Here is a 13,635-nt window from a genome sequence, read left to right on the forward strand (position 1 = left end):
AATGTTATGTCACTAACTATGTTTAAACTCCCCCTCGCGCTCTGGTGCGCAGTCATGCTGAGCGCCTGTGGTGGTGATGATTCATCCTCTTCACCTAGCGTCCCTGAATCGTCACCTGTCTACCCAGACGGTGAAAACCAAAACACAGTGCTAGCCGTAGCGCCGCAACTCAGCCACAAGATAGATCTTGAGGGTGTTGCATCTGGGCCCTTGTCGAGCGTGGCATTAAAACACGACTCGGGCGGCTCTTGTGATGACGCCCCTGTGGTGAGTCATGTGTCGTTTAGCATAGAGGCTGGCAGTGTAAGCAGCAGTTGTCATTATCAATATGCTACGCAAAATAATACCGCTCCGGGCAATGTGACTGTGCTTATCACCCCAGATACACTTGAAGAGAGTCGTTTAGTGGCAATTAATGTGGCGTTTGTGGGGGCTGGGATGCATGATATCGACATTCAAACTCAGCTAGGTAGCGACTTTCCGGCCAATTACGTGCTCGACGAGTACCTGATGGTCTTAGGCGTAGGCACGGCGAGTAAGGTGCCTGGCTCCATCGCTCAGATAGAATTTAATGCCGGCGGCGCGGGTTTTGCCTTGATTAACTATACCCTGTCTCATTCCGTGTCCCCTGAAATGGGGATAAAGGTGGGCAGCATCAATATCAGCGTGTCAGATGATGCGATAACGCCTCCCACCGCACAAAATGATAGCTTAGATTATTATGGCTCAGGGCCGTTTGAGATTGATATTGCTCAGCTCGTTGACAGTCCTGTCGAGGGCGCAGCGATGCAGCTCGTGGCTGTGCACGGGTTGAGCCTAGATGCCTGGATTGATGATGCGGATAACAACAATCTCACTAACACGCGCTTTCTGGTGCAAACCCACACCTTTCGAGACGAAGGCAGCTTCGATATCAGCTATGTGGTGAGCGATAACCGCGGCGGTTATGCGGTCGGCACCATCACGCTGAACTTAACCTCGCCACAAGTCATCAAATACAATGGCCTGAAATGGCTGCCTCCGTTGACGCTCGAAGAGGCTGGCAGTCAAGGTTTGGACACATCTCAAGGCGTATTGATTAACACCAACCCCGCTTATGGGCCTAGCATGACAGTGATAAGGGGCCATGCAGAAGGGCGGTGGCGTTGTGATGCGCTCGATATCGCAGGCTCGGACTCATGGAGGCAGGCAAGTCAGGCCGATGTAGACGCCTTCTGGTTTGACCATCTAAGCCTCTACGATGGCGGCATCGTCAGCGCCTATGCTTGGGTCGAGAGCAACACGCCTAACACCTCAACGGAGACTGATGGTGAGGGCAAATATTGGGGCCGCAGTTTACGCACTGGTAATGCGAATGCGAATATAGGTTCCGGGGACAAAACCGCAATGCTTTGCGTTACCGAGTCTAACGCTGAGGGCTTAAATCTTAACACCGACAAGGCGCAAATTGTTGCCGATGGTCTAGACCAGGTGACGGTTGATGTGGTATTTATTGAAGCGGGCGAGCCTGTGGCAGATAAGGTGATTTATTTGCACGCCACCAATGATGCAGCGTTATCTCAGTACTACGTTACCACAGATGCCAATGGCCGAGCGAGCACAACGCTGAGCGCGACGACCGCCGGAGTAGTGCGCATATTTTCACCTCAATACCCTCAGGCCTCAACCGATATTAGAGTCATAGGGGATGCCAGCGCAACAGTATTAACGGCGCTCACCGGCGAGGCGAGCGGTCAGCAGGTGGCTATTCATGCCAAACTGGTGGATATCAACGACAATGTCTTGCTTGGTGAGTCACTGAGCATAAGTTGTGATGATGGACTTACCTGCCCAAATGATGTCACCACGGAAGGCGCTGGCGTGGCCCGCTTTGAAGTCACTCGCACCCAACATGTGGAGGTGGGCAGTACTGCCTCATCGACGCTCAATAGTGGCGCGGTGACCATCACTCATGCTGGCGGCGGCGAGGCGAGTGTCACCTTAGAGTGGACTGAACTGCCAGCCCCGAGTGTGCTTGATTTGGGCGATGATGTATTGTGGCACCCGCCACTGACCTATGCTGAGATGCAGGCCTTTGCAGCAGATATAGAGGGTGGCATTAAGGGGCATGGCACCTCGGGGGCAGGCGTACAAATAGGCTTGGTTAATAGCCTGGGCAATGAAAGCGTGTGCAACCACTTAAGGCTCCAAGAAACAGCTGGACGAGCAGATTGGCGCCCAATTCAACAAGATGATCAGGCGATACGTCGCTATGTTGAGGGCCATGGTGAGGCCGCAGTCGCGTATCGGGGCTGGCCAGGGGTGCTGAGTAACAAACAAGCACTGCAAGGCGACGGTAAGAATACCCGCGCCGACTACTGGTCATATAAACCTTCTGGCACTCAAAAATACATGAAACTGCATACCAACCGCTGGAATGCCGGCGGAGACGGCTACAATGAATCAACTTCTGGCAGGATGGCATCTTGCGTATCGACACAAATGGTGCCCTTGTGCGGCAGAGGCGTTAATGATGACGATAAGGCTAATGCCGGCGGAGTCTGTTTAAAGGTCGCTGCGGATGCATCTGGTAACTGGTTCACTAACACGCCGAGTGAAGCTCTGATCAATTATCTGGGGTATACGCAGTCTACTGGAGACAGTGGCCAGGCTAAGTCATATAGATTCCTCTTTGACCACGAGGGAATGTTTGGCCCAGTAGGATTTCTTTTTGCTACTTTTGACCAGCTAGGTGGAGATTCGAATGGCAATGGCGGTCAACATGACCGTTATTGTCAAGACCTCGCGCAGCTGCGCATTGGGGGGAGGAGTGATTGGACTCGACCGACTGTTACCCAGCTTGAGAGTTTTTATAATTTCGGCGGCAATAAATGGCTCCAGTATGGTTTTACTGCCACGATTTTTTATGGGTCGAAAACCAAGAGTAGTTCACTATATAGGGTTATAAGTTTATACAATGGCGGCTCCAGTGACCACCATGTAGATGCCGGCCTATTCGCCTCATGCGTATCAACTGACGCGCTCTAGGCCGCTTGCGCGATCCGAGGCCGGGATGTCTCGGCGGCCGCCATTGGCGGCCATCCTAAAGGTTATCGCAAATCTGTGTCCCCTAGCTTTATCCAGTAATAGCTTGGTTGAAAATTGAGCCACAAGCTTAAATATCAAATATAAAATGTTAAATATCGAGTAATCTTATGTCATTAATTATGTTTAAACTCCCCCTCGCGCTCTGGTGCGCAGTCATGCTGAGCGCCTGTGGTGATGATTCATCCTCTTCACCTAGCGTCCCTGAATCGTCACCTATCTACCCAGACGGTGAAAACCAAAACACAGTGCTAGCCGTAGCGCCGCAACTCAGCCACAAGATAGATCTTGCAGGGCTAACATCTGCGCCCTTGTCGAGCGTGGCATTAAAACACGACTCGGCCGGCTCTTGTGATGACGCCCCTGTGGTGAGTCATGTGTCGTTTAGCATAGAGGCTGGCAGTGTAAGCAGCAGTTGTCATTATCAATACGCGACGCAAAATAATGCCGCTCCGGGCAATGTGACTGTGCTTATCACCCCAGATACACTTGAAGAGAGTCGCTTAGCGGCAATTAATGTGGCGTTTGTGGGGGCAGGGATGCATGATATCGACATTCAAACTCAGCTAGGTAGCGACTTTCCGGCCAATTACGTGCTCGACGAGTACCTGGTGGTCTTAGGCGTAGGCACGGCGAGTAAGGTTCCAGGCTCCATCGCTCAGATAGAATTTAATGCCGGCAGTGCGGGTTTTGGCTTGATCAATTATACCCTGTCCCATTCAGTAACCCCTGAGCTAAATGTCAAGGTGGGCAGCATCAATATCAGCGTGTCGGATACCATAGTGCCTCCCACCGCACAAAATGATAGCTTAGATTATTATGGCTCAGGGCCGTTTGATATTGATATTGCTCATCTTGTTGCAAGTCCTGTCGAGGGCGCAGCGATGCAGCTCGTGGCTGTGCACGGGTTGAGTCTAGATGTCTGGATTGATGATGCGGATAAAAATAATCTCACTAACACGCGCTTTCAGGCGCAAACCCACACCTTTCGAGACGAAGGCAGCTTCGATATCAGCTATGTGGTGAGCGATAACCGCGGCGGTTATGCGGTCGGCACCATCACGCTGAACTTAACCTCGCCACAAGTCATCAAATACAATGGCCTGAAATGGCTGCCTCCGTTGACGCTCGAAGAGGCTGGCAGTCAAGGTTTGGACACATCTCAAGGCGTATTGATTAACACCAACCCCGCTTATGGGCCTAGCATGACAGTGATAAGGGGCCATGCAGAAGGGCGGTGGCGTTGTGATGCGCTCGATATCGCAGGCTCGGACTCATGGAGGCAGGCAAGTCAGGCCGATGTAGACGCCTTCTGGTTTGACCATCTAAGCCTCTACGATGGCGGCATCGTCAGCGGCTATGCTTGGGTCGAGAGCAACACGCCTAACACCTCAACGGAGACTGATGGTGAGGGCAAATATTGGGGCCGCAGTTTACGCAGCGGTAACGTGAATGCGAGTATAGATAACGCCGACCGAACCGCAATGCTTTGCGTTACCGAGTCTAACGCCGAGGGCTTAAATCTTAACACCGACAAGGCGCAAATTGTTGCCGATGGTCTAGACCAGGTGACGGTTGATGTGGTATTTATTGAAGCGGGCGAGCCTGTGGCTGATAAGGTGATTTATTTGCACGCCACCAATGATGCAGCGTTATCTCAGTACTACGTCACCACAGATGCCTATGGCCGAGCGAGCACTATGCTGAGCGCGACGACCGCCGGAGTAGTGCGCATATTTTCACCTCAATACCCTCAGGCCTCAACCGATATCAGGGTCATAGGGGATGCCAGCGCAACAGTATTAACGGCGCTCACCGGCGAGGCGAGCGGTCAGCAGGTGGCTATTCATGCCAAACTGGTGGATGTCAACGACAATGTCTTGCTTGGTGAGTCACTGAGCATAAGTTGTGATGATGGGCTTGCCTGCCCAAATGCTGTCACCACGGAAGGCGCTGGCGTGGCCCGCTTTGAAGTCACTCGCACCCAACATGTGGAGGTGGGCAGTACTGCCTCATCGACGCTCAATAGTGGCGCGGTGACCATCACTCATGTTGGCGGCGGCGAGGCGAGTGTCACCTTAGAGTGGACTGAACTGCCAGCCCCGAGTGTGCTTGATTTGGGCGATGATGTATTGTGGCACCCGCCACTGACCTATGCTGAGATGCAGGCCTTTGCCGCAGATATAGAGGGTGGCATTAAGGGGCATGGCACCTCGGGGGCAGGCGTACAAATAGGCTTGGTTAATAGCCTGGGCAATGAAAGCGTGTGCAACCACTTAAGGCTCCAAGAAACAGCTGGACGAGCAGATTGGCGCCCAATTCAACAAGATGATCAGGCGATACGTCGCTATGTTGAGGGCCATGGTGAGGCCGCAGTCGCGTATCGGGGCTGGCCAGGGGTGCTGAGTAACAAACAAGCACTGCAAGGCGACGGTAAGAATCGCCGCGCCGACTACTGGTCATATAAACCTTCTGGCACTCAAAAATACATGAAACTGCATACCAACCGCTGGAATGCCGGCGGAGACGGCTACAATGAATCCACTTCTGGTAGAATGGCATCTTGCGTATCGACATCAACACTCATAATTCCTATGTGTGGCACAGGCGTTAATGATGACAATAAGGCTAATGCCGGCGGAGTCTGTTTAAAGGTCGCTGCGGATGCATCTGGTAACTGGTTCACTAACACGCCGAGTCTCGCGCTGATGGATTATCTGGGGTATACGGAGTCTACTGGAGACAGTGGCCAGGCTAAGTCATATAGCCGTCTTAGTAACGAAAATGGAACCAATGGCCCAGCAGGATTTGATTTTGCTGAATTTGACCAGCTAGGTGGAGATTCGAATGGCAGTGGCGGTCAAGCTGACCGTTATTGTCAAGACCTCGCGCAACTGCGCTTTGGGGGGAGGAGTGATTGGCAACGACCGACACTTACCCAGCTTGAGAGTTTTTATGATCTCGGCGGCAATAAATGGCACCAATATGGTTTTCCAGCCTATAGCTTTTATGCGACGAAAACCAAGTTAGGTTCAAATTTTCAGTCTTTGCATTTAACAGTAGGCGTACCGCTAGAAATGGAACCGATACGCAATCTATACGTCTCATGCGTATCGACTGACTAGAATGTAGACTTTTGGCGGTTCTAGGCCGCTTGTGCGAACGAGGCCGAGATGTCTCGGCGGCCGCCATTGGCGGCCATCCTAAAGGTTATCGCAAATCTGTGTCCCCTAGCTTTACCCAGCAATAGCTTGGTTGAAAATCGAGCTTAAATGTTAAATGTTAAATGTTAAATGTTAAATATCGAGTAATATTATGTCATCAAGTATTTCAAAACTCTCCCTCGCGCTCTGGTGCGCAGTCATGTTGAGCGCCTGCGGTGATGATGCATCCTCTTCACCTAGCGCCCCTGAGTCGTCACCTATCTACCCAGAGGGTGAAAACCAAAACACAGTGCTAGCCGTAGCACCGCAACTCAGCCACAAGATAGATCTTGAGGGTGTTGCATCTGCGCCCTTGTTGAGCGTGGCATTAAAACACGACTCGGCCGGCTCTTGTGATGACGCCCCTGTAGTGAGTCATGTGTCGTTTAGCATAGAGGCTGGCAGTGTGAGCAGCAGTTGTCATTACCAATATGCGACGCAAAATAATGCCGCTCCGGGCAATGTGACTGTGCTTATCACCCCAGATACACTTGAAGAGAGTCGTTTAGCGGCAATTAATGTGGCGTTTGTGGGGGCAGGGATGCATGATATCGACATTCAAACTCAGCTAGGTAGCGTATTTCCGGCCAATTACGTGCTCGACGAGTACCTGGTGGTCTTAGGCGTAGGCACTGTGAGTAAGGCGCCTGGCGCCATCGCCCAGATAGAATTTAATGCCGGCGGCGCAGGTTTTGGCTTGATCAACTATACCCTGTCCCATTCCGTGTCCCCTGAAATGGGGATAAAGGTGGGCAGCATCAATATCAGCGTGTCAGATGATGCGATAATGCCTCCCACTGCACAAAATGATAGCCTAGATTATTATGGCTCAGGGCCGTTTGAGATTGATATTGCTCAGCTCGTTGACAGTCCTGTCGAGGGCGCAGCGATGCAGCTCGTGGCTGTGTACGGGTTGAGCTTAGATGCCTGGATTGATGATGCGGATAAAAATGATTTCACTAACACGCGCTTTCTGGTGCAAACCCACACCTTTCGAGACGAAGGCAGCTTCGATATCAGCTATGTGGTGAGCGATAACCGCGGCGGTTATGCGGTCGGCACCATCACGCTGAACTTAACCTCGCCACAAGTCATCAAATACAATGGCCTGAAATGGCTGCCTCCGTTGACGCTCGAAGAGGCTGGCAGTCAAGGTTTGGACACATCTCAAGGCGTATTGATTAACGCCAACCCCGCTTATGGGCCTAGCATGACAGTGATAAGGGGCCACGCACAAGGGCGGTGGCGTTGTGATGCGCTCGATATCGCAGGCTCTGACTCATGGAGGCAGGCAAGTCAGGCCGATGTAGACGCCTTCTGGTTTGACCATCTAAGCCTCTACGATGGCGGCGTCGTCAGCGCCTATGCTTGGGTCGAGAGCAATACGCCTAACACCTCCACGGCGACTAGTAGTAATAATTATTGGGGCCGCAGTTTACGCAGCGGTAATGCGAATGCGAATATAGGTTCCGGGGACAAAACCGCAATGCTTTGCGTTACCGAGTCTAACGCCGAGGGTTTAAATCTTAACACCGACAAGGCGCAAATTGTTGCCGATGGTCTAGACCCGGTGACGGTTGATGTGGTATTTATTGAAGCGGGCGAGCCTGTGGCAGATAAGGTGATTTATTTGCACGCCACCAATGATGCAGCGTTATCTCAGTACTACGTCACCACCGATGCCAATGGCCAAGCGAGCACAACGCTGAGCGCGACCACTGCCGGAGTGGTGCGCATATTTTCACCTCAATACCCTCAGGCCTCAACCGATATCAGGGTCATAGGGGATGCCAACGCAACAGTATTAACGGCGCTAACCGGCGAGGCGAGCGGTAAACAGGTGGCTATTCATGCCAAACTGGTGGATATCAACGACAATGTCTTGCTTGGTGAGTCACTGAGCATAAGTTGTGATGTTGGGCTTGCCTGCCCAAATGCTGTCACCACGGAAGGCGCTGGCGTGGCCAGCTTTGAAGTCACTCGCACCCAGCATGTGGAAGTAGGCAGCACAGCCTCATCGACGCTCAATAGTGGCGCGGTGACCATCACTCATGCTGGCGGCGGCGAGGCGAGTGTCACCTTAGAGTGGACTGAACTGCCAGCCCCGAGTGTGCTTGATTTGGGCGATGATGTATTGTGGCACCCGCCACTGACCTATGCTGAGATGCAGGCCTTTGCAGCAGATATAGAGGGTGGCATTAAGGGGCATGGCACCTCGGCGGCAGGCGTACAAATAGGCTTGGTTAATTATCTGGGCAATGAAAGCGTGTGCAACCAATTAAGGCTACAAGAAACAGCTGGACGAGCAGATTGGCGCCTCATTCAACAAGATGACGATGCGATACGTCGCTATGTTGAGGGGCATGGTGAGGAAGCCGTTTTTTATTGGGGTTGGCCCGGAGCCTTGACCAACAAGACCCGTCTGCAAGGCAGCGGTGATAATACCCGCGCCGACTACTGGTCATATAAACCTTCTGGCTATACGCCTAGAAGCATAGTGCTGCAGCAAAATATCTGGGCTGGTGGTGGGGGCGGTAATTATCAAACCGCAGCAGGTAGAATGGCATCTTGCGTATCGTCACAAATGGTGCCCATGTGCGGCCTTGTCGACGATACGCGTCCAGTTAACGGTGATCTAGCCTGTTTAAAAGTCGCGCAATCAGGTGGTCAGCTCTTTACCGCCACACCTCCAGAAGCCTTGTTAGATTGGCTAGGTTACGTGCAATCCACAGATCCAGACGCCAACGATGGTAAGACTTACGCTCGTTTGGACCTGATTACTGCCGTTGAAGGTCGATTTGGAGCCTTTAACTATCTACGATCATCTGATTTGATTAATACCCAAGCGAGTCTTTGGTGTCAGAATTTGTCTAGCTTGAAATTCGAAGGCAGGGCTAATTGGCGAATCCCAGAAGAGCAAGAATTGCGAGATTTTTATGCCGAGAAGGGGGACATGAGGCAGTTTGGTTGGCCAGCTTCAAGAGATCCATCTGCGTGTTATTGGAGTGCGACGAGTATGAATATAGATACCTATCAAAGAATCGTTAACCTTGCATCTGGAACTAGGTCGAACCTATATTCAGAATACACTAATCTTGTCGCATGTGTTTCCGCCGATTAGGGTTATGATCTTGTTCTATTTTAGCGGCCCAATGGCCGCTAAAATGTAACTGATTGTATATTTACACGGATATTTTTTAATATCCTATACTCATATCGATCTGATTGTCTCACTTATGAGAGCCTAAGCTAAAAATCTGTGCAACAAGCTCAGAGTGTTTTTTGGCGATTTATCACTCACTATTTATATTTACTCTGTCACTTGTTATTAACGTCATTGCACTTCGTGTTTCTCGTTCGAAGCGGGTTAATACTACTCGGCGTTATGGATGATAACCGACTCTATCTGCTAGATAACACTCATTAACTTGGATCCCTTTGTTAGGCGAACATTTCCTGTTATCGTCATGTTGTTTTTTCATTTATTGTGCGTCTTTATTGTGGTCGAGTTGAGTGGCTGTGACTCTAGTGAGTACCGACTAATAATAACGATTCACCTAGATGGCTAACATTATGTTCTTGCAAAGCGCTCACGTAACATTTCGGTAATAAGCGTAAAGAATATGAAATGCACGTTTTTATTGATATTTCTTGCAAAGAAAAACGTGTATTGCATCAAGGCCTAGGGCTAGGGAGATGTTTCTTTTACTAAGGCCAACGGATGACTATTTTTTAAGAATTAAAACATGAAAAAAAATAATATGAAATGGATAATGCTCCTATTATCTTCCTGTACGTTATTCACATTTACGACGGTGAACAGTCAAGCAGCCAATAGCTTGATCCCTGAGTATACTCAATTAGGCCAGGCGATTAAGACAGGGGATGCCTTGTTAGTCGATGATGCCGATCGTGTCTTAACAGCAATCATTGATGATATTGATGAGCATGAAAGAAACTACTTCAACGATAAAAATCAACTGTTTAACTTGACGTCAGATGCGTTAGAGCAAGATGATGGCAGCAGCTTAACAGATATTACCTGGTTCCCTTCTGGCGGCGCTATCGCGTTTACGCCTACATTTGGTAAGAATGAAGCCGTTTTACTCTCAAATGCCAGTTTTACCTCGGGTAAAACGGTGTACGAGAAGGCGATGGCCGTCATAGGGAAAACGGAGCAGGCTAGGTATATGTTACTTGCTTCCAACCCGATGAACAGCGCCAGAAGAGGTAATGCTATCAATGATGAATTTTGGGGGTTTTATAAGAATAGTATTCACTGGCTAACGGGAAAAACCAATGCTGAGATCTTAGTGCAAGGCTTGAATGTCACCATTGCCCACCATCGAGAAAATTATTATTTCCGAGATGCAAGTTTAGTTCGAGCCTGGCTTGCAGATACCTATGCCGACAGTGTGACCTATAATGAATATCAAAGTTGTAATGCTGCAGCGTTAAGATCTTGTCTTTCTGCCGAGACAGATCTGTTGATCATATCGGCCAACGCTGAGATGAGCGATGATGTTGTTCGTATCGCTGAAGATGTAAAGTGGGCCCAATCTCAAGGGATCCCTGTGTTATATACCCACGTCACACAATATGAGACCGATTTAAGTAAAGCGCTATTTTCACGGGTCTTCGATGTCGCTTATGCTTCATCTAATGCCAAAAAGCACTTGGGTATGAAGGGTTTCGATATCACTCAATATGTTGACCTATTACCAGAAACGGCCCAAAGCCAATGGCTACTCGCTAATAGTTTCTTAAATGGCTTTTCCTTCGAGGTCAATCAGTGTCCCGATAATGCCAGTGTTTGTAAGCTCGACGCTTATACTGCTGAGTTTAAAACGGCAACCAGTGCCATTAAAAACCTCGTTGATGGTTTAGATAGCAAGAAGATAAATATCTTTTCCACGGCTGCTCCAGACTACCAAAAGTTATTTGTCCTGCTGGCAGATCTATATAGACAGGACGTCAGCTTCCCGATGGATTATAGGACTATTAACACAAAGAGCCTGTTAGCTTCGTTTTACGCAGACCATGTCGTGCACTCGTATCGAGACATTAACCCTGTTCAGCCTGATATGGGGACGTTTAGTCGCAGTGATTTCAGCCATGTTGTTGCGACTACAAAAACAGTGGATCTCGTCAGCAGGAATAATTTTAAAGCCGCTGGCGTATATGCATTACCGGGCCAAACGTTCACAGTGACACGCCTAGATGATAAACCCGAAGCAAGCACTCATGTGTATATCAATTCTTTACGCTCCTCGGCGACTCGTGTATTTAGTCAGTCTAGGCTATACAATCGCCCCAAATATCTATCGAGCACTAAGATCCCGCTTAAGGTCGGTGAGACCATCACCATTACCTCTCCTTATGGCGGTCCAATACAGATAGCATTCGGTAATACCAATGATATCGATGTGAAGCTTGAGTTTAACAATGTGGGGCTGCACCCATATTGGGCAAGCGAAGCTGATACCAATGATTTTACCCTAGCGATGGAGAAAAATGACTATGACTGGGCTGAAGTCTCGACACCCAGTTTTGAAATTCACTCCACGCATAATAAGATGCTAAGCTCCCTAGCTAATAAAAATTGGCTTAGTGTCGAAGCGTTTGCAGACGCGACAATGCAATATGTGCACAATTATCCACATGTACTGGCGGGTTTCCAGGGGGTTGGCATCGATATCGTACCCGAAATCCATCAATTTGCTGCTCAACATAACTGGACAGTGAAACCCATAGACATGATGAAGCATGCAAACTTAGATCAATCGACCTGTGGTTCTGGATGTAGTGGTAATCCCTATGACGCTAATTGGTCATTTAATCCTGTCGGTCACGGAGATTTACACGAACTCGGCCACGGTTTAGAAAATAATAGATTGAAGTTGGGTAATTATACATCTCACGCAACCACCAATTTCTATTCATATTTTAGTAAGCACAATTATTACCTAGAAACAGGTAATGCCCCTTCATGTCAAAACTTACCCTTTGAGTCATTATTCAATCGTTTACAAGAGTCGAAACTAACCGAAGACCCACGCAGTTACATGCAAGGCAAACTCAGTGGCTTTGGTACTAGTCACGCAATCTATATGCAAATTATGATGCATGCACAAGCCTCTGGTTCCCTTAAAGATGGTTGGAATCTATATGCCAGAATGCATATATTCGAACGTGAATATCAGGCAGCAATAAAAAATAACGATATATGGGAATTAAAACGTGCCGATCTAGGAATGAGCCACTTTTCTAGAGATGAGGTGAAGAGCCTAGGTCAGGACGCTAGGCTTGCCATAGCGATTTCTTTTGTCACTTCTTTGGATTACACCGATTATATTCAAATGTGGGGTTTCACAGTTGAACCCGCGGCCATCGAGCAAGTTAAATCCTTTAACTTTACAGTCGTCAGCGATAATGAATATTTTAAACTAGACGGTAACCAATTTTGTTACAGCCTAGATTGGCCTAAAATACCCTTGAATGGTTATACGAGATGGGATGGTTCCAACAGTAAAATCACCTATAACCCTACAAATGGTCAAATATTTCAACTAGATACAGTAGATACAGTCAATGGTAATGTACCAGCAGAGCTGCCGTTACCGGAAGACATTTCATGGGTGCTCGACAATGACACTAGCTTCGCTGTAGATTTGTACTTTGGCAGCACCCATGAATCTCTTGTGCAAGCTAACAAGCTGTCGAGTGAATTTAAGGGCAGCTATACCGGAGAGGGTCATTATGTATTTAGCGATGGTGAATTATCTAGGGGAGAGTCTACGTATTATTGGCGTTTAGACACTTACATCGATGGCATTTATCAAAAAGGCAATATTCAAGAGTTTTATTTAAATAGCATATTCGAAAGTGGCACGCCTAAACCTATTGTAGGCGCATATAACGACACGCTAGCGGTTAGCAGTGTAAAACAGACTTACCCAGTGGCGAGCGCACTGTGTAAGTATCACGGCATGCAGCTACTAGATCGCAATGATTTTGCTATTTACAATGAAATGGAAAGTGATCCTCTGTCCCATGGTCTACAAGAGGGCCGATATTGGGCCGCCTCGGATCATCTAAGTGACAATTACTGGGGCTACTATCGCTATTTTGGCAAAAGTGGTGGCAAGATGTACATGCAAAAATATGCCAATAATGTGGTGTGTAAAACACGCTAATGTATCGATTTCATATGATTAAATTGATAATTGAACCTAGTTATCATACAGATCTAAACTGGAATAGATGATATGAAACATCATATCGGCTCAGTGATTTTGAATGAATTTAAGACACAGATCTTGGAGGCCGTAGCGATCATCTAGTCACT

At 48.7% G+C, this 13,635-nt stretch carries 4 protein-coding genes; all 4 read left to right on the top strand.

What is annotated here, in order from left to right; genetic code table 11:
• Window positions 1-6 precede the first annotated feature (6 nt).
• The 4 genes from HRU42_RS01600 to HRU42_RS01615 all read left to right on the top strand — a co-directional run bounded on the left by HRU42_RS01600 (window position 7) and on the right by HRU42_RS01615 (window position 13,483).
• Window positions 7-3,027 carry an Ig-like domain-containing protein gene (locus HRU42_RS01600; RefSeq protein WP_295028388.1) on the top strand — a complete coding sequence of 1,007 codons (3,021 nt, stop codon included), beginning with the start codon at window positions 7-9 and terminating at the stop codon, window positions 3,025-3,027.
• A gap of 167 nt (window positions 3,028-3,194) precedes the next feature.
• Window positions 3,195-6,209: an Ig-like domain-containing protein gene (locus HRU42_RS01605; protein WP_295028390.1), complete on the top strand. Its 3,015-nt coding sequence runs from the start codon at window positions 3,195-3,197 to the stop codon at window positions 6,207-6,209.
• Between the two features lie 190 nt (window positions 6,210-6,399).
• Window positions 6,400-9,408, top strand: coding sequence for an Ig-like domain-containing protein (locus tag HRU42_RS01610; protein ID WP_295028392.1), 3,009 nt, complete (start codon window positions 6,400-6,402; stop codon window positions 9,406-9,408).
• A 625-nt stretch (window positions 9,409-10,033) separates the two neighbouring features.
• Entirely contained in the window at window positions 10,034-13,483 is a 3,450-nt protein-coding gene (locus HRU42_RS01615) for an ImpA family metalloprotease (RefSeq protein ID WP_295028394.1), read from the top strand.
• Window positions 13,484-13,635 lie beyond the last annotated feature (152 nt).

The organism is Shewanella sp. (genome assembly GCF_013214165.1).
GTDB lineage: Bacteria > Pseudomonadota > Gammaproteobacteria > Enterobacterales > Shewanellaceae > Shewanella.